16 protein-coding genes, 1 pseudogene and 1 CRISPR repeat array are annotated in these 18406 nt (G+C 34.4%); of the genes and pseudogenes, 10 read left to right on the top strand and 7 right to left on the bottom strand.

The window, feature by feature from the left end; translation table 11 throughout:
* Positions 1 to 3 precede the first annotated feature (3 nt).
* The 4 genes from QEN48_RS02610 to QEN48_RS02595 all read left to right on the top strand — a co-directional run bounded on the left by QEN48_RS02610 (position 4) and on the right by QEN48_RS02595 (position 3483).
* Positions 4 to 1110, top strand: a complete 1107-nt coding sequence (locus QEN48_RS02610; protein ID WP_280108859.1) for a cobalt-precorrin-5B (C(1))-methyltransferase — start codon at positions 4 to 6, stop codon at positions 1108 to 1110.
* On the top strand, positions 1107 to 1715 hold the full coding sequence (locus tag QEN48_RS02605; protein WP_280108858.1) for a cobalt-precorrin-7 (C(5))-methyltransferase: 609 nt from the start codon (positions 1107 to 1109) through the stop codon (positions 1713 to 1715). The genes QEN48_RS02610 and QEN48_RS02605 overlap by 4 nt, the downstream gene beginning before the upstream one ends.
* An 83-nt stretch (positions 1716 to 1798) precedes the next feature.
* Positions 1799 to 2023 carry a TRAM domain-containing protein gene (locus QEN48_RS02600; RefSeq protein WP_280108857.1) on the top strand — a complete coding sequence of 75 codons (225 nt, stop codon included), beginning with the start codon at positions 1799 to 1801 and terminating at the stop codon, positions 2021 to 2023.
* A gap of 335 nt (positions 2024 to 2358) precedes the next feature.
* The gene (locus QEN48_RS02595; protein WP_280108856.1) at positions 2359 to 3483 is read left to right on the top strand and encodes a carboxylate-amine ligase; all 1125 of its coding nucleotides are present in this window, start codon (positions 2359 to 2361) and stop codon (positions 3481 to 3483) included.
* Positions 3484 to 3812: 329 nt separating this feature from the next.
* Here QEN48_RS02595 and QEN48_RS02590 read toward each other — a convergent pair whose 3' ends face one another.
* The gene (locus tag QEN48_RS02590) at positions 3813 to 3974 is read right to left on the bottom strand and encodes a hypothetical protein (protein WP_280108855.1); all 162 of its coding nucleotides are present in this window, start codon (positions 3972 to 3974) and stop codon (positions 3813 to 3815) included.
* A 426-nt stretch (positions 3975 to 4400) separates the two neighbouring features.
* Here QEN48_RS02590 and thsA point away from each other — a divergent pair, with 426 nt between their 5' ends.
* On the top strand, positions 4401 to 6080 hold the full coding sequence (thsA, locus tag QEN48_RS02585) for a thermosome subunit alpha (protein ID WP_280108854.1): 1680 nt from the start codon (positions 4401 to 4403) through the stop codon (positions 6078 to 6080).
* Positions 6081 to 6349: 269 nt separating this feature from the next.
* Entirely contained in the window at positions 6350 to 7312 is a 963-nt protein-coding gene (locus QEN48_RS02580) for a hypothetical protein (protein ID WP_280108853.1), read from the top strand.
* 257 nt (positions 7313 to 7569) lie between these two features.
* Here the strand turns inward: QEN48_RS02580 and QEN48_RS02575 are convergent, their stop codons facing one another.
* Positions 7570 to 7731 (bottom strand): hypothetical protein, encoded by a 162-nt coding sequence (locus QEN48_RS02575; protein WP_280108852.1) that lies wholly within the window; start codon positions 7729 to 7731, stop codon positions 7570 to 7572.
* A 614-nt stretch (positions 7732 to 8345) separates the two neighbouring features.
* Here QEN48_RS02575 and QEN48_RS02570 point away from each other — a divergent pair.
* Entirely contained in the window at positions 8346 to 8525 is a 180-nt protein-coding gene (locus QEN48_RS02570) for a hypothetical protein (RefSeq protein WP_280108851.1), read from the top strand.
* Positions 8526 to 8610: 85 nt separating this feature from the next.
* Here QEN48_RS02570 and QEN48_RS02565 read toward each other — a convergent pair whose 3' ends face one another.
* Positions 8611 to 8829, bottom strand: coding sequence for a hypothetical protein (locus QEN48_RS02565; RefSeq protein ID WP_280108850.1), 219 nt, complete (start codon positions 8827 to 8829; stop codon positions 8611 to 8613).
* Positions 8830 to 9311: 482 nt separating this feature from the next.
* Between QEN48_RS02565 and QEN48_RS02560 the strand changes: the two genes are divergently transcribed.
* From QEN48_RS02560 to QEN48_RS02550, 3 genes are read left to right on the top strand one after another with little or no spacing between them, the layout of a single operon-like run.
* Entirely contained in the window at positions 9312 to 9584 is a 273-nt protein-coding gene (locus QEN48_RS02560) for a hypothetical protein (RefSeq protein WP_280108849.1), read from the top strand.
* Positions 9585 to 9614: 30 nt separating this feature from the next.
* Positions 9615 to 9875 carry a hypothetical protein gene (locus tag QEN48_RS02555; protein ID WP_280108848.1) on the top strand — a complete coding sequence of 87 codons (261 nt, stop codon included), beginning with the start codon at positions 9615 to 9617 and terminating at the stop codon, positions 9873 to 9875.
* A complete protein-coding gene (locus tag QEN48_RS02550) occupies positions 9835 to 10155 on the top strand; it encodes an ATP-binding protein (protein WP_280108847.1) in 321 nt (106 codons plus the stop codon). The genes QEN48_RS02555 and QEN48_RS02550 overlap by 41 nt, the downstream gene beginning before the upstream one ends.
* Before the next feature lie 77 nt (positions 10156 to 10232).
* A CRISPR array of direct repeats spans positions 10233 to 13671; the repeat unit is 30 nt; unit sequence ATTTCAATCCCTCTAAGGTCTGATTTAAAC.
* Between the two features lie 182 nt (positions 13672 to 13853).
* On the opposite strand, the pseudogene cas2 reads toward QEN48_RS02550, so the two are convergent.
* From cas2 to cas3, 4 genes and pseudogenes are all read right to left on the bottom strand, one after another.
* Positions 13854 to 14119 (bottom strand): annotated as a pseudogene (gene cas2 / locus QEN48_RS02545) (CRISPR-associated endonuclease Cas2).
* Between the two features lie 2 nt (positions 14120 to 14121).
* Positions 14122 to 15114, bottom strand: a complete 993-nt coding sequence (gene cas1b, locus QEN48_RS02540; RefSeq protein ID WP_280108845.1) for a type I-B CRISPR-associated endonuclease Cas1b — start codon at positions 15112 to 15114, stop codon at positions 14122 to 14124.
* Between the two features lie 9 nt (positions 15115 to 15123).
* A complete protein-coding gene (cas4, locus tag QEN48_RS02535) occupies positions 15124 to 15642 on the bottom strand; it encodes a CRISPR-associated protein Cas4 (RefSeq protein WP_280108844.1) in 519 nt (172 codons plus the stop codon).
* A gap of 118 nt (positions 15643 to 15760) precedes the next feature.
* Positions 15761 to 18403 (bottom strand): CRISPR-associated helicase Cas3', encoded by a 2643-nt coding sequence (gene cas3 / locus QEN48_RS02530; RefSeq protein WP_280108843.1) that lies wholly within the window; start codon positions 18401 to 18403, stop codon positions 15761 to 15763.
* Between the last annotated feature and the right edge of the window lie 3 nt (positions 18404 to 18406).

The following is an 18406-nucleotide window of genomic DNA, read 5'->3' as shown; positions in this document are numbered from 1 at the left end:
AAGTTGGTAAATAAACAAAAAACAATCACAGACCCAATACTCAAAGAAGAAATCCCAATAAACTGGATCGAGAAATCAGAAATCGAAACAGAAGAAGCAATAAAACAAATAAAAAAAGGCAGACTAATCATACTGCCAGACGGAACACCACTCAAAAGAGGCCTAACCACAGGCACAACAGCAGCAGCCGCAGCAAAAGGCGCAGTACAAGCATTAAACAAAAACGCAGGAACACCAGTAGAACCTAAAAACAAACCAGAAGACCAACCAGAACAACAAGTAAACAAACTAAAAATTAAAACACCAACCCCAGCAGGCATCCAAGCAGAAATAAACACACTAATAATACCAGGACAAGGAGTATGCAGCGCATACAAACCAAAAAGCGGCCACAGCTTCGACTCAACAGAAGGAATACAACTAAAAGCAGCCGCAAAACCAAACCAAGAAATAGAAATCGGATACGGATTCGGAATAGGAACCGTAGAAACAGAAGGCTTCAACATAAAACCAGGAACCCCCGCAGTAAGCAAAACAGCAAGCAAACAAATAGAAAACGCAGTCAAACAAGCATGCCAAGAAACAGACATAGAAGGAGCAAAAATAGTCATAATAACACCCAACCCAACCGAAGAAGCAATAAAAATAAACTCCAAACTCGGCATAAAAGACGGAATATCACTACTAGGAACAACCGGATACGTAGAACCCTGGAACGACAAACTAACCGAATCAAGACTAGAACAACTAAAAAACGCCGACAAAATCGTCCTAACAACCGGCATGATGGGAATGAAATACAGCCGAAAACTCTACCCAAAACACAAAGTAATAAAAATCGGCAACCAATTCGACCGACTACAAAAAACAACCACAAAACACAAAAAACCAGTCCTATGCGGCCTCCCAGGACTAATACTAAGATGGGGCAACCCCGACATACTTGAAAACGTAAAACAACCCTCAGTAGCACAACTAGTAGCACAAGACCCAGAAAACCCAGAAATAGATAAAGCCCTAAAAAAAGTCCAACAAAAACTCCCCAACTACAAAATAACATTAGTAAAAAACAACGGAGAAATACTCAGACAAAGAGAACCGATACAATGAAAATAGTAGGAGTCGGCATAGCACCAGGAATGATGACAGAAAAAGCCATAAAAACAATAAAAAAAGCAAAAAACATACACGGCTCAAAAAGAGCAATAGAAATAGCAAAAAAACACATCCCCCCCGACTCCAACCTCCAAACCATAAAAAACTACAAAAAACTAAACCAACTACCAAAAAACACCATAATACTATCAACCGGAGACCCAATGCTAAGCGGCCTCGGATACCTAAACGGAGAAATCATCAATGGAATATCATCACTACAATACGCCTGCGCAAAACTAAAAAAAAGCCAAACAGAAATAACACCAATATCATTCCACGGAAGAACCAGAAACTATCAAAAACTACAAAAACAACTAGAAATCAACAACAAAGTCTTCCTAATAACCGACCCAGACCTAAACATACAGAAACTAACCAACAAAATAAAACAAACAAACACAAAAGCCCAAATAACAATACTAAACAAACTAGGATACCCAGACGAAGAAATAACAAAAGGAACAACCCAAAACCCACCCAAACCAACAACAAACCTATACTCAATACTAATCGAACCAACCCAAAACCAACAAAAAACAACCACAAAACCCAAATGAAATCCAAAGTTTTAAGTAGCTAACAAATCATTCAACTTCAAGCTAAAGACGATTTATCAATTCGTTAGAGGCAAAATCATAAAGTGAGGTGTAAATACATGAATGAAGGTTTTTCCAACCCACCAACGCCAATCGAGGAAGGCGAACACTACGACGTCGAGATAGAAGACACAGGTAAAGAAGGCGATGGCATTGCAAAAATCGAGAACTTCGTAGTTTTCGTACCAAATGCCAATGTGGGAGAGAAGGTCACGGTTGAGATTGAAACCGTTAAGAGTACCTTTGGAGTCGGCAAAGTAGTTAACTAACTACCGCTCTAAAGAAAATTTTACTGGTTTTCCCAGACCAGATCCCTATTTTTTATATTATTTTTATACTATCTTTTAAAATATTTTTAAAATATTTTTATATAAACCCAAAGAACAACACTAATTCTAAATCAAAAGAACTCAAGAAACAACCACAAAACCCAGATAAAAACATTTATTTCTAAAAAAAAATTTCCTAAAAAATCGTTTTTTTGGAAAACACTTAAGAGGAACCGTATCTAAAAAACTCCGCAACCAAATTGAGTAAAACTATATACGCTTAAAAACTACCTAAAACCCTTAAACGATATAAAAAACCCTGTGGGTATACATATATGACAAAATTCGGCGAATCTGAACCATATAGCATTGGTATTGAAGAAGAATTCCAGATAGTAGATCCCGATACCTGGAGCCTTGTTTCCCGAGCCGACGAAATGCTAGAGTGTGCAGAACCAATAAGAGACAACCTACGGACCGAATTATTCCAATCAATACTTGAAATAGCAACCGATGTCTGCAGCGATATAGATGAAGCAAGAGGAAACATATGGAAACTCAGAAACAAACTTTCAACATTCACAAAACAAAAAGGATACAGATTAGCAGCATCAGGGACCCATCCATTCGGTGAATGGAAAGATCAAGACGTAACAGACCAAAAAAGATATAAAGAAGTTCTCGAAGACCTAAGGTGGACCGGAAAACGCGAACTAATTTTCGGCCAACACGTCCACGTCGGAGTTAACAACAAAGAAGAAGCAATCTACATAACAAATACAATAAAAAACTTCCTACCCCACATCCTAGCACTATCAACAAACTCTCCCTTCTGGCAAAAAGAAGAAACAGGATTAAAATCAACAAGAATAAGAATATTCGACTCCCTCCCAAGAACCGGACTACCAATGCACTTCAAAGGATGGAACCACTACAAAAAAGTAGAAAACCGATTAATCAAAGGAGGAAGCATCGACGACGTTACAATGATATGGTGGGACGTCAGGCCAAGAGCCGATTTAGGAACAGTCGAAATAAGAATAGCAGACCTACCAACCAAAATAGACGAAAGCATCGCCTTAGCAGCATTAACACAAGCATTAGTATACAAACTCTCAAAAGTCTACCAAAACCAAGGCGACCAACTACCATACCAACTAGACCAAGAAATAATAAAAGAAAACCGATGGCGAGCACTTAGAGACGGATTAGAAGGAACCTTCATAAAACGAAAAAACGGAGAAGTATACGAAATACCAATACAAAAAGAAATATACAAAATGCTCGAATTCGTAGATGACGCAGTTCAAGACCTAGGCCTAAAAAAAGAAATCAAATTAATCGAAAAAAATACAAAACAAAAATACACAGGAGCTGACAGACAAATCAAGACATACAAAGAAACAAACAGCCTTGCAGAAGTCGTTAAAGAATCCTCAGAACTAACAATGCCATCCTAAACAACCATATCTCCCTGGTATATAACCTATTTTTTGATAAAACCAATAATCTTTTCGGGGTTTTCTCCCTAAAAACCTTGTTTGTTTCTAGAATAAAAATAGATTAAAAAAATATTTTTTTGGGTAGAGATGGGGTCTCTACCCATCTATTGTTCTCTGTTTTGTTTTTTGGAATTGTTGTTGGTTGTTGTGAGGGGTGGGTTTGTAGTTTTGTGGATTAGGGTTTTATTTACTTGAATTCTTTTTAATCATGATTTAATGGTTCATGGTTTAGCAAGTAACCTATCTTTGTTTAAGTGGTTTACTTGGTTTGATTTTTATTTATTTTTTTAGGCCATGAAGGTGTATAGTGTTAGTATTATTGTTATTGTGTAGGCTAGGAGTATTAATGCGTATGCTCCCATGTATGTGCCGGATGCGAGCCATCCTACGAGTTCTGTTGGGTATTCTTTTGATTTTACTACTTCATGGGTGTCGGTTGTTTTTGTCATTTTTATTCCCTCCACCCCTCAGTTAAAAATTTACATTAACCATATATATTAATTTAACGGTGTTTTTTTAACTTTTGAAGTTATTATATTAACAACCAAAAAATAATTCAAGATAGATTGAAATTTTTTTATCCTAAAACAGGTCTTAAAACCTCTTTATCTTTAGGGAGGGGTTAATTAATGGTATTAATTTTATGGCTAAAGCCTGGGGATTTTTCCTTGCCAATGCTGTAATTTATTACTTTTATTGAGGTTTTTTGATCAGTTTTAGTTATTTTATCGCTTGTTTTGGTAGGTTGGTGGGGTTTTTAGTTTGACCACCTAAAGCAACCAATAACCGTAACCTTTTTATAGTACAACATTCCATTAAAACAATGGATTCTACTTGATTATCTCTATGCACAGCAGTGCATAGGGGGATAAAATATGTCTATGAGACAACCAGTTTTCATATTAAGTGATGATAGTGAAGTAACAAGAGGAAAAGACGCTCAAGAGAACAATATAAATGCAGCGAAGGCCGTATCCGGTGCAGTTAGAACAACACTTGGACCAAAAGGTATGGACAAAATGCTCGTCGACACACTAGGAGATATAGTGATAACAAACGACGGAGTAACCATACTAGAAGAGATGGATATAGAACATCCAGCAGCCAAAATGGTAGTCCAAGTAGCCGAAACACAAGAAGACGAAGTGGGCGACGGAACAACAACAGCCGTCGCAATAGCAGGCGAACTACTAAAACAATCCGAAGACCTACTAGAACAAGACGTACACCCAACAATAATAGCATCAGGACTAAGACAAGCATCACAAAAATGCCAAGAACTACTAAACCAAGAAATCGCCAAAAACGTATCTATCGAAGATGAAGAAAGACTAAGGAAAGTAGCCGAAACAGCAATGACAGGCAAAGGAGCCGAATCAGCAAGAGACGAACTAAGAGAAATAACAGTCAACGCAATAAAATCAGTAGCAGATGAAACAGAAGACGGATACCAAGTCGATATCGACAACATCAAAATAGAAAAAAAGGTTGGTGGACGTGCACAAGACACCCAACTTGTCGACGGCATGATAATAGATAAAGAAAAAGTCCATCCAGGAATGCCAGACTCAGTAGAAAACGCAAAAATAGCATTAATCAGCGCACCAATCGAACACAAAGAAACAGAAGTCGACGCAGAAATCCAGATCACAAACCCAGACCAACTACAACAATTCCTCGACGAAGAAGAAAAAATGCTCAAAAAACTAGTCAACAAAATCAAAGAAAGCGGAGCAAACGTAGTATTCTGCCAAAAAGGAATAGACGACATGGCACAACACTACCTAGCAAAAGAAGGAATATTAGCCGTAAGAAGAGCCAAAAAATCAGACCTCAAAAAACTAGCCCGAGCAACAGGCGGAAACGTCGTATCCAACATCGACGAAATAGAACCATCCGACCTAGGACAAGCCGGAACAGTAAAAGAAAAAAAGGTTTCGAACGAAAGCATGCTCTTTGTAGAGGAATGTAAAAACCCCAGATCAGTATCAATACTAGTAAGAGGAGGAACCGAACACGTAGTAGACGAAGTAGAAAGAGCACTAGATGACTCAGTCAAAGTCGTAGGAGTAGCTGTTGAAGATGGTAAGGTTGTTGCCGGTGGAGGTGCTCCTGAAGTTGAGTTGGCTCACAGGCTACGTGAGTATGCTGCATCTGTTGGAGGAAGAGAACAACTAGCAGTAGAAGCTTTCGCAAACGCACTGGAAATCGTACCAAGAACACTAGCAGAAAACGCAGGACTCGACCCAATCGACGCATTAGTCGACCTAAGAAGCAAACACGAAGCAGGAGAAACTGAAAAAGGCCTCAACGTCTATGACGGCGAGGTAATTGATATGTGGGAAGCTGGAGTTGTAGAGCCATTGAGAGTTAAAACACAAGCAGTAGACTCCGCATCAGAAACCGCAACAATGGTACTAAGAATCGACGACGTAATAACCGCAGCAACAGGAGACTCCGGAGACGAACCCGAAGCACCAGGTGGTCCCGGCGGCGGAATGCCCGGTGCCGGCGGAATGCCCGGCGGCATGGGCGGAATGGGCGGCATGATGTAAAACCCAAAACCCAAAAAACAACAGATAAAAACGGTCCACACCGGACCCAATAACCCCCCTTTTTTTTCTCTTTTTATACAAAACTCAAAAACACCTAATTGAAAGAGTTATACAATAATTTTAATTAAAATATAAACTACTAATTGAATCATCTGATATAAAGAAATCAGGATATTAATGTAGCTATATCTACTGTGATGTTATTAAATTTAAAAAGACGACAGATATTTTATGAACCAGCTTGAATCTTCTTGAAAGGGTGTTTTTGTTTGTCAAGTTGGTCTAGACCGTTACTTATCTTTTTTTCAATAGTTATAGGCTATTTTTTGGGTTTAAATACTTTGGTTAGGGAGTTATCTGGCTATTTAATCATGCCATTTCTTATTTTAATGTTATACATTGTTTTTTTACAGGTTCCTTTAAAGGATTTTGGTGATGCTTTTAAGGGCCTTAGATTTACTGGGTCAGCCTTGTTATTCAATTTTATTTGGAACCCAATCCTTGCTTTTTTAATCGGCAGCATCTTCCTATCTAACCAACCTGAATTATTACTTGGCTTTATTTTGTTGATGGTTACCCCATGTACAGATTGGTACCTCGTATTCACATCTCTTGCCAAAGGAGATGTAGCATCTTGCACGGCTTTACTACCATGGAACCTAGTACTACAGTTGTTACTTCTACCCATATACCTCATAATCTTCGCAGGAATAACAATAGATATTAATTATATAGATTTATTCAATTCCATCATAATCGTATTACTTATTCCCTTTATCATAGCTATAACCTCAAGAAAAACAATAAAATCGAAGTTAAGCCTGAACTGGTTCAACGAAAAACTACGTCCAAAACTAGGGTTCTTCGAATTCGGATTTCTATTACTAGCTATAACCAGTATATTCGCTTATCAAGGAACAGTCTTGGTCAGAGAAATCAACATAATGGTATATGTGGTATCACCCATATTCCTATTTCTATTGATAAATTTCTTCTTAGGAAACTTCTTTTATCTGAAAGGAGGATGGTCGTACGAAAAATCAACCTGCTTAACATTCACAATAATGGCAAGAAACTCCCCACTGGCCTTAGCAATAGCATACTCAGTCTTCCCAGACAACCCCCTAATATACCTAGTGCTAGTCATAGCCCCTCTAATAGAACTACCAACTCTATCGATAGCAAGCCAACTAAACCCTAAAATCAAAAACCAAAAAAACAAAACTACATAAAAAAACATGAATAAAAAAAATCGATGGATAATTAAAGATCCACACCTGTCTCGCAGAGAAAACTTAACCTAAAACAGATATCTGGATAAAAAACATACAACCCAACGCAATGCCATTATCCGCTCTTTTTTATTTGAATTGACAATACTTTAGATATCGTTTCGTTTAATATACAAAGAGATATCTATAGTATCGTCTTGTGGACTAACTTACAAACCAATTCTAGCTTTCTTTTACTTGTTTATTATCCTTCTTTTTTAGGCTATGAAGAGGGATAATGTCATTATTAGTGTTAAGGTGTATGCAAGAATTATTAGCGCATAAGCTCCGATGTATGTCCCTGAAGTGAGCCAGCCTATTATTTTCGTGGGTTGTTCTTTTGACCTTACTATTTCATAGGTTTGAGTTGTTTTTGCCATATTACTTCCACCTCTAATATATAGTATACTAGCTTTACTTATTAGGTTAGCGATTTTAAATAAATTAAAACACAAAAAAATAATATAAAAATGATTTTAAAGCATAATAATTTATATAAGAACTATATACTAAATATAATTCGATATAAATCGGTTATATAAAAATCTTTAATATTATACTGGCTAGATGTATAAGATACTATTGAAAATATTTTTATATAGCTGGAGGTTTTCTAAGACATTGTTTTATATAGTTTAGTATACCAAAAATAGATAGTTTGTTATATTGATACTCTTAGTTAATACTTAATTAAAAATGGCTTTCCTCCCTGAATCAAAAAATTCAACTAAAAACTATAGGCCCAAAAAATCGATTGTGTTTTACCCATTTGATGTAATTTTTTTATATTAAATAATTATTAGAAATATGTTTTCCAACCCACTTAACATTTAATTCCTTTTCTAAAACAACCTTAATCATTCAATGAAAATAAGAGATTTAATTATAATAAAGTTTACTTAAGTTTCTAATTTATATATTTTGTTTTAAATTTTTATTTAATTAAGTTTGTTCTAAAAAGTTTTTTAAGTTGAATTGTTCTTATTGGGTATGTATGGTTGTAACTAAATATACTTTGAAGAGTGTTGTGAGTCATCTAGTTCAGGATAAAGATATTACTGAGGAAGAGATTCTGGAGCTTGCAAGTGAAGTTATTCTTGAAAAGAATAATGCTGGAGTTGAGAAGATTGAGTTAAAGGTTGGAAATAATGATAGTGTCACGATTGAAAAATGAATAAGGAGTGATAATTCTTTTTTTAATAAATTCTTTTTTTAGAAAGTTAGTACTCGGTCGTTTTGTTTGAATATTTTGTGGAGGTCTACCATTGTTGAGACTGAGCAGTCTCACTGCTTTTTTTTATTTCCATGCATTTTCCGCAGACATATATCTCTACATCATTTTTGTGAAATTTTTCGATTTCTTCGGTAACTTTAAACTTCCCAGCATCTAGTATTCCCGCTTCCAACCCTCTTCCTAATAAAAATATCCCCACGTTGTCTTCATTTTTTATACAGTAGTTTCCATATCTAATTGCCATAAGACAGTTTCTGGAGTATATGATTTTATTACGAATCCAAAATCTATAATGTAGGTTTGTTTCGATTTTATTTTAAAAGGTATTGGTGTTTCTATCTGGTTTATGGTTCTTTCGAGCTAATGTTTCTACTTCTAGTTTTGATAGGAAAGGTTTTTAATGATGAGTTTAGTTGTAGTGGCATTTGTCTTAGTTTGTCTTCGGATAGTCCTATGGAGGGTAATGATAAAACTGAGTCAATTAGCATTTTTTTCTGTGTTTATTTGGTCTATGTTTTTCTCTGTTTTTGGATAAGAATTTATCTGGATTTATTTAAGGGTATTTTTTAGGCACTACATCCTCCAAGTTCTTTTGTTTTATTTATTTTGGGTAGGTTTTCTGTTTTCTTAGGCTAAATAACATAGATGAAAAGGTTGTTTAAATTTCATTCATCTTTTTTCCCGTTATATATTAAATTGATATACTGGGGGTTTTTTGAGTTATTTTTGGCTTTTTTTCCTCTTGTTTTTCCTGTTGTTATTATTTATATGGGTTGGTTTTTACATAGGCATTTTTCTGGTGAGTATTGTTTTAGGATTTTTATTTTTACTTTTGTTGTTTTAGTGTTAGTTGTCTTGATGACTTTGGTTAATTTATTGTATATTGTTGTTCGTGGTGGTGTGTTGCATGAGCCTTTTATTGCTATTATTAATAATGCGTCTGCAGGTGCGTTACTGGGGTTATTTATTGGGTATTTTTATGTACAGGTTCTTCGGTAAAGAGATAAGAATCGGTTGTTGGAGTTGACTTTGACACATGATTTTAAGAATAAATCTCAGGTGATATTAGGGCAACTATCGCTTTTAAAGGAGGAGGTTAATCAAGGTAGTAAGAAACGTATCGATAAAGTGTTAAAAAATATGAGCGATTTATTCGATCTGTCGGATAAAATCCGGCTACATCTCAAAGATCAATATAAAACCTATAATATGTCTCTAGATGAATTAAGAAGGAAAATAAGAGGTATTGTTGAAGAAAAAACCAGGTATAAATATAGAGATATTTTTTGAAGATAAAACCAAAGGCAATACTGAGATAAGGGCGGAATTCTTAATTGGAGTGATAATTCTTGAAATCATTGATAACGCCATAACCCATGAGGATGCAAACAAAATAATGATTAAGTTAAATGGAGATCTTGTAAAGATTAAGTTGGTTATATCAGACGATGGCGATGGAATAAAACATAAAGAAAAGATATTTCAAAAAGAATATACCACAAAACCCAGTAGACATGGATTAGGGCTACCTCTAGCGCAAAAAATAATAAAAGACTACAATGGTTCATAAAAATCCATGATAATGAACTAGGAGGAACTGATGTCGACATATATTTAACAAAACTATAACAACTGCTTAATAGGTATATTTCAATCCCTCTAAGGTCTGATTTAAATGGTTTGGTTTGCTTCCGAATGTATCTGGTTTGGTTTATTTCAATCCCTCTAAGGTCTGATTTAAACATTGATCAAGACAGTTGTTTTCACTTCATCGTCAACCAATTTCAATCCCTCTAAGGTATGATTTAAACTCTAAACGCTCGATTTGGCTTCCACAATATAACAACCATTTCAATCCCTCTAAGGTATGATTTAAACTGTCGCTGTCAACCGGAATATTCATTTCCCCATCACTATTTCAATCCCTCTAAGGTCTGATTTAAACATGACGTCCACACAGGGTTGTATTACTTCCATTCTCATTTCAATCCCTCTAAGGTCTGATTTAAACCTGATTGTAAGGAGTGTGAGGCTGGTTTAGTTCATTAATTTCAATCCCTCTAAGATCTGATTTAAACACAACCAACAAAATACCCAGATCCAACTGATTAAGTACATTTCAATCCCTCTAAGGTCTGATTTAAACATCATCGCATTAGCCTTAATCAACTTATATACAAGCATTTCAATCCCTCTAAGGTCTGATTTAAACCTTCATTGACCTTTTCCTTATATTGTAGTAGTTCAATATTTCAATCCCTCTAAGGTCTGATTTAAACAAAATAGAAATAGAAACACAAACCGAAACTAAAAACTATTTCAATCCCTCTAAGGTCTGATTTAAACTATATACAACCCATACCCTTCATTTGTATCTAGTGTTATTTCAATCCCTCTAAGGTCTGATTTAAACCATTTCTATTAGCCTCCTAACATCGCTGTATATAACATATTTCAATCCCTCTAAGGTCTGATTTAAACAATAGGCGCTGAATACGAACCAACAAACGACATTATTCATTTCAATCCCTCTAAGGTCTGATTTAAACCCTCCGTTTTTAACTGTCATCTCTCCCATCTTTTCCTTATTTCAATCCCTCTAAGGTCTGATTTAAACGTTAATGTTCTTGGTCGTTCTTTGTTCAGTTTGTCTGCATTTCAATCCCTCTAAGGTCTGATTTAAACTAGAAACTGAAGCAAGGAAAGGGCTAGCGCAAAGAGTCATTTCAATCCCTCTAAGGTCTGATTTAAACTTGTCCCGTCTAATCGATCTAATATGTCATGAAATAAATTTCAATCCCTCTAAGGTCTGATTTAAACTTTTTTTATTTTTAAATAATATTTTTAGGTACTACATATTTCAATCCCTCTAAGGTCTGATTTAAACAATTAAGATTTTTATTCAACACGACCCTACAGTTTATATTTCAATCCCTCTAAGGTCTGATTTAAACCTTCAAAATCCATGATTCAACGACCTCGCCTTTGTTATTTCAATCCCTCTAAGGTCTGATTTAAACGATTTTCTCCAAACTATTATGCCCCCAAGCTCGTTATTTCAATCCCTCTAAGGTCTGATTTAAACCTAGTTTTTCAAGTGCTTCTTGTAGTTTTTTGGCGCATTTCAATCCCTCTAAGGTCTGATTTAAACACGGACACAATCACTCACCATGCCAGCCGTATTAGCCATTTCAATCCCTCTAAGGTCTGATTTAAACACCAATTAAAGCTTTCATATCCTCTGTTGGATAAACGGATTTCAATCCCTCTAAGGTCTGATTTAAACATAGTAGATTCGGAAGTCGAGAATTGGCATTTTATGAATAATTTCAATCCCTCTAAGGTCTGATTTAAACTTATGAAATTGTAAATGACCATATATATTTATGGAGATTTCAATCCCTCTAAGGTCTGATTTAAACGGAGCAGACATTTACGGAGTCTGGTTATCAAGGAATGATTTCAATCCCTCTAAGGTCTGATTTAAACAAGAAAACATAGCTGTAGAGATAGGGACAAGCATAGATTTCAATCCCTCTAAGGTCTGATTTAAACCCATAATTAATCACCTCCTTCAGGTTTTTAGGGATATTTCAATCCCTCTAAGGTCTGATTTAAACCGTCGGCTTTATAATCGCGTTCGTGGTCGGCGAAATCTAATTTCAATCCCTCTAAGGTCTGATTTAAACTATCCATCGGCATTTCTTTGTCTGTTACTTTATCCATATTTCAATCCCTCTAAGGTCTGATTTAAACGAACCGGCCCAGGATCCAAGTCACCTAACTTAACCCATTTCAATCCCTCTAAGGTCTGATTTAAACGAACTCGAGAGAGCGAGAGAATATACAGATAAACTCATTTCAATCCCTCTAAGGTCTGATTTAAACTCTCTCTTGTGTTGTCTTGTTGTAGGTATTTATCGTTATTTCAATCCCTCTAAGGTCTGATTTAAACCAACTATTTTATCGTCTTCTTTCTGTTTGTTGTTGGATTTCAATCCCTCTAAGGTCTGATTTAAACGTGTTTTTGGATTATGTATTGGTTTGTTTTTCCTGCTATTTCAATCCCTCTAAGGTCTGATTTAAACCACTTTTCACTTCACCAATAGCTTTATTATCAACTTTATTTCAATCCCTCTAAGGTCTGATTTAAACCCTGTTCCCGAAACACTAATAGTCTCTTGTAACTCTATTTCAATCCCTCTAAGGTCTGATTTAAACCCCACTACTTTCACTATCCATGTCTCCCTCTCCTTGATTTCAATCCCTCTAAGGTCTGATTTAAACCCTTGCTGAATACGATGTAGAAGCTGACTATGACCTATTTCAATCCCTCTAAGGTCTGATTTAAACTATTGACACTCTTCGCATTATTCAATGCTCAAGCGATCATTTCAATCCCTCTAAGGTCTGATTTAAACCCATTTTCCTTTTTCCGATTCGTGTAACCAATTCGTATTTCAATCCCTCTAAGGTCTGATTTAAACAATAACAGGAAAACTCAAGACATACACAACAAAAAAATTTCAATCCCTCTAAGGTCTGATTTAAACTTATGAAATTGTAAATGACCATATATATTTATGGAGATTTCAATCCCTCTAAGGTCTGATTTAAACGGAGCAGACATTTACGGAGTCTGGTTATCAAGGAATGATTTCAATCCCTCTAAGGTCTGATTTAAACAAGAAAACATAGCTGTAGAGATAGGGACAAGCATAGATTTCAATCCCTCTAAGGTCTGATTTAAACCCATAATTAATCACCTCCTTCAGGTTTTTAGGGATATTTCAATCCCTCTAAGGTCTGATTTAAACCGTCGGCTTTATAATCGCGTTCGTGGTCGGCGAAATCTAATTTCAATCCCTCTAAGGTCTGATTTAAACTATCCATCGGCATTTCTTTGTCTGTTACTTTATCCATATTTCAATCCCTCTAAGGTCTGATTTAAACCAACTATTTTATCGTCTTCTTTCTGTTTGTTGTTGGATTTCAATCCCTCTAAGGTCTGATTTAAACGTGTTTTTGGATTATGTATTGGTTTGTTTTTCCTGCTATTTCAATCCCTCTAAGGTCTGATTTAAACCAAGGTTGGAGATGGGTTAATTAGAGGTATATGTGGATGTTGGTTAATTAGTTCTTTGTTGTTTTGTGGAGGTACGGGATGTTTTTAGCGTGGTGTTTATTTGTATTTTTGTTTGTTTTGTGTTTTGTGTTTTTTCGTGTTTTTTTGTTTGTGTGGTGTTTATTTAAAGAAGCACGAGTTTTTTAGATTATTTTGTTTTTGTTGCCTTTTGTTTGGCCTATTTCTGTTCTTTTTATGTATTTGGGTGTTCTGACGTGGTATATTAGTATGCTGTCTTCTTGTGGGTTGGTGATTTTTTTTTTATTTCTTTTTTTATTTTTCTTAGTTCGGCTTTTGTGACTTTTCCTTCTAGTACGCTGTTTTGAACCCAGTTTAGGTGTTTTTTTAGATATTTTCTTACCTTGTCGACTCTTTTTACATTGACGTCGTATACTATTATTACGTAGATTTTTACCACCACATGATTAATGGTTTGTATTTTTTTGCTCCTAGTAGGTGTTTTGTGAGTTTGTATAGTTCAAGTCTGATTAATCGTCTATAGGATACTTTTTTGTCGAGGCCTTTGTGGTGGATTGTTCTTTCCATTCTTTTGTCGTATTCTTTCAGGAAGAGTTTTGTTCCTTGGTCTGATAGTAGCATGTCTCCGATTTTTCCTTCGAAGTGTTTGTCTTTTAGCATGTTTTTGTTGATTAGTTTGAAGATTACTCTGTCTACTAGTATTGGTTTGAATATTTCGCTTATATCTAGTGACAGTGAAAATCTTCTTTTGAAGGGTTTGTGGAGGTATGATATGGCGGGATGTAGTTGTGTGTTGTATATTTCGGATAGTGTTGTTGTGTAGAGTTTTGAGTTTCCAAAGCTTATTAGTGTGTTCATCCTGTTGTTTGGGGGTTGTTTGGTTCTTGTTCCAATCTGGTATTCTTTTTCCATCATTTTGTCTATGGCTTGGTAGTAATTTTCTCTTGTTTTTCCCTCTACACTCATTATTGCTGGTATTTGGTTTTTGTCTTTTAGTTGTTTTAAGAGGTTTTTTATGTTTTTTATGTGTTTTTTAAGGTTTTTATGGTTTTTAGAGTAGTATTTTAGGTTTTTAAGTATGTTTTTGATTGATCCTTTTACTATTTTTCTTGCTATGTAGGTTCTTTTTTCTTTGTCTAGGTAATGTTCGGATTGTTTAACTATCAGGTCTCCTGAAATAAGGGTTTCTCTTGGGTAAAATGTGCTTTTGTACCATCCATAGTAATCGAAGAAATGTACTGGTACTCCTTTTTTCCCTAGGTATTTTATTGCTCCTGAGGTCATTGTTATTGAGCCGTAGGCATATATACTGTATATTTTGTGGATTGGAATCGCTCTATTTGTGTTTTCGTTTGTGAAGTAGATTGTGTTTTCTTTTCTCTTTAGTTTGCCATCTTGTGTTATGTAATAGTCATTTTTGTTCATGTTGGATCTTTATGTTTCTGTTCCGAAGCAGAATTCTTCATATGCACATTTTTTACAAATATTTTTTCTTTCTGGGTTTGGAAATTTCTCAGAAACAATCTTTTTAATTTTGTTGATAGTTTTATGTAGTTTCGTTTTTTTGTTCTCATCAAGTTTGATTGACTTTTTCTTGTTTAATAAGGGGTAATGGATTTCTCCAGTGGCCTCTACGTTATGTTTTTCTAGGTAGTCTAGATAGAAATACATCTGGAAAAAGTGGGATTTCTCCATTTTATTGCTTTTTTTGATTTCATGAACGATTAATTCGCCATCTCTTTCTATAAAATCTAGTTTCATTTTGTTTCTGATATTTAATTCCTTTTTGACTCTTGGATACCTTTCTTCATGTAATTGTTTGCCAATTTTCACATTTTCATGTTCTCTTTCCATTTGGATGTTGTGGTGGAAAAGCCAGAGTTTGGTATGGCAAATAAAATAATATCCAACCTCTACACCAGTAACTCTATTGTTAAAGTTTCTATAATTCATTTATCTTTAAGTAAAGTTTATAAAATAGATTAAAAATATTTTTTCCTTATTATAAAAAAATGTGGTTGAACTGGTTTTTTAATTTTTTGAGCTTTGTGGATGTGGTTTTGTTGGGTTTTTATATTATTTTGTTTTCTGGTTCATCTGTTTTTGAGAAGTATTTTTTGTTCAGTCCTTTTGTTTTGGAGTATAGGTGGTGGGTTTCTTCACCGATTAGGTGTTTTGGTATTTTATGGTATGGCCCGATTTTTTTTAGTGTTTGGTTTATTTCTGTTTCGATGTTTGGGATTGCGGCGGATACTGTGAATTTATTTATTATGGATTTGAATTGTTTTTTTAGTATTTTTTTCTCTGTATAGTTTTCTTTTTGTTTTTTTATTTTTTCTATGTATTTTTCTATTATTTCTGAGCCGTTTACTTGGTTTTTTATTGGTATTTTTAGTTTATTTTGGATATATTCAAGTTCTTTTTCTGTGAATGCTTCTTTTTTTATTTCTGTCTCTATGTAGAAGTCATATGTGTTCTGGTTTTCTTCGATTATATCGATGTGGAATACGTCTTTGTTTTTGTTTTTAGGGCTGTTTTTTTCTTCGAATTTTATTTTGTTCCAGTTGCGGTTGTTTTTAGCTGAGGTTAGTTTTGTTTCTTTGCTTATTTCTTGATTTATTGTATTTATGGTGTTTTTATAGTATTTTTTTATGTCTTTGTGGTTGTAGGAGAAGTTTGTTTGTTTTAGTATTTTTTCGGTTTCTTTGAGCCTCCATTTGGGGTATATATATTTTGCTTCTGTCTGGTTTTTTATGTTTTTTAGGAGGTATACGTTGCCTGATGGTTTTTCTTTATTTCTGTTGCATCTTCCTCTTACTTGTTCAATTGATTCTAATATTGCGAAATCTCTTATTACAAAATCAAAGCTTACGTCTAGCCCTGCTTCAATGGTCTGTGTACTTATGAGTAATATGTTTTCTTTGTTGTTAGATTGGATTTTATTTAAGATCTCTTTCTTTTGACTCGTTAATATTGTGGAATTTAGTAATAGACAGCTTGTTGGGGTTTCTATTTTCTTTAGGTCGTTTTGAAGCTGTTCATATAGGTTTTTTGATGTTTGAATTGTGTTTACTACTACTAGGCCATTATTTCCATGTTCCTCGATTTCTTTTAGATATTTATCTATCACTGATTTTGATAGTTTTTCAAATCCGTTTTTGTCTATTTGTATTTCTTCGAATTTTTTGTTTTTGATTTTGTTTCTCTTAAATTTTGCATAGTATTTTTCTGGATTTTTAATTAGATGGTGGCAGTCTTTCTTGAATTCTGGGGCCATAGATTTTGTATGTTTCAGATTATATAGTTCAGGAACTGTTGCACTCATAATTAAAATGTATGAATTGAGTTTTTCAGCCATTTCATTTAGTAAGTAGTTGAATTCAGGCCAGTATTCTACTGGAAGGGTCTGTATTTCATCTAGAATTATTATGGAGTTTGATAGTGCTCCAAAACGATATTTTTGGTATTTATTAAATTTAATTATTGAGTTGAAAAATGATACCATTGTTGTGCATATCATTGGATATTCAAAGAAGTCATCGTAGAAAATTATTTTCTCCATTTCTTCTTTTTCATTGGTAGGTACATCAGAAAGTGAGTGGATGGATCTTAATTGTTTTTGATCAAGTCCAGTTATTTCTTGGAAATATTGGTGGTTTTGTTCAAGTAAACTGATGTATGGTAGGTTGTATATAACTCTGTTTGCTTTTGTTTCTTTGAGGAGTTTTATTGTGAGGCCTATTGCCGTATGTGTTTTTCCGCCTCCAGTCGGCATTTGTAGGTAGAAAACTGAATTTCCTTTTTTTAACCCCTTATCAAGAGATTTAAAAGCTTTTTTTTGCATTTCGTTCCTATATTTGTTTAATGGAGTTTCTTCTATTTTTCCTTCATATTCTGTTTGTTTTTTCTTATAGCCCTCTTCTATCTTTTTTATAAGTTCAGGAGTGATTCTACGGATATATTTTGGTAGTTCTTGATTTATTTCATTGATTTCGCTGTATGCATAATTTGTTGCGATTGAATCTGCCCTTATCAGAGTTGAGTAGATATAGTTGTAGAAAAATGATAGTGCCGATGAATCTTCTTTAACCTGGCTCCGTAGTTCCCTATTACCATATGTATCCATTACTTCCTGAAGATATCGATCAATTAATTTGTTTTCTTCAGGAATTATTTCTCTTAGGTATCCGGTTGCTGTTTTTTTCTTTTTTAGTGTGTTGGCTATTCCTAAGCTTGATTCGTAAATGCTTCTTACTCTTGTGTGGTGTCCTTTGATGATGTATGGTAATACTAGTATTGGTGGTTTTTTTTCTGCATTTTTCTCCATTAATCTAGCTGAAAAAAATAAGGATCCGATTTCAGAATGTTCTGATGTTAGTGCTAGATTCGGTGTTTTATAGTTTTTGAATTCAGGGTTTTTTATCGTTTCTTTTTGGAATTTTGGGTTTAATTTACCGATATCGTGGTATTCTGCCATTTCTAAAAGAAGATTTTTAAACTCATTTTCTGTGTAATTTAAATTGTAATCATTTGAAATTGCTTTAAAAAGTGTTTTATATACGTTTTCAGTTTCAATGAGATATTTAAATATTTTTTTTGTTTTTTTGTTGTGTTCGTTTAGGTATTCAGTTTTGTTTTTGTCTTTGTGTGCTATGAGCCTTTTTTCGGAACCATCGATTTTTATAACTCCTTTTTTTATTATGTCTCGGAACATTTT

It is taken from the genome of Methanonatronarchaeum sp. AMET-Sl (genome assembly GCF_029854155.1).
GTDB lineage: Archaea > Halobacteriota > Methanonatronarchaeia > Methanonatronarchaeales > Methanonatronarchaeaceae > Methanonatronarchaeum.
Note: the sequence above shows the minus strand (reverse complement) of the source record. Positions and strands in the feature narration are given on the sequence as shown.

Coding starts and splice junctions, on each gene's coding strand:
- QEN48_RS02605 (WP_280108858.1), top strand. CDS start 1,107: ATGAAAATAGTAGGAGTCGGCATAGCACCAGGAATGATGACAGAAAAA.
- QEN48_RS02595 (WP_280108856.1), top strand. CDS start 2,359: ATGACAAAATTCGGCGAATCTGAACCATATAGCATTGGTATTGAAGAA.
- QEN48_RS02590 (WP_280108855.1), bottom strand. CDS start 3,974: ATGACAAAAACAACCGACACCCATGAAGTAGTAAAATCAAAAGAATAC.
- thsA (WP_280108854.1), top strand. CDS start 4,401: ATGTCTATGAGACAACCAGTTTTCATATTAAGTGATGATAGTGAAGTA.
- QEN48_RS02575 (WP_280108852.1), bottom strand. CDS start 7,731: ATGGCAAAAACAACTCAAACCTATGAAATAGTAAGGTCAAAAGAACAA.
- QEN48_RS02570 (WP_280108851.1), top strand. CDS start 8,346: ATGGTTGTAACTAAATATACTTTGAAGAGTGTTGTGAGTCATCTAGTT.
- QEN48_RS02565 (WP_280108850.1), bottom strand. CDS start 8,829: ATGGCAATTAGATATGGAAACTACTGTATAAAAAATGAAGACAACGTG.
- cas1b (WP_280108845.1), bottom strand. CDS start 15,114: ATGAACAAAAATGACTATTACATAACACAAGATGGCAAACTAAAGAGA.
- cas4 (WP_280108844.1), bottom strand. CDS start 15,642: ATGAATTATAGAAACTTTAACAATAGAGTTACTGGTGTAGAGGTTGGA.
- cas3 (WP_280108843.1), bottom strand. CDS start 18,403: ATGTTCCGAGACATAATAAAAAAAGGAGTTATAAAAATCGATGGTTCC.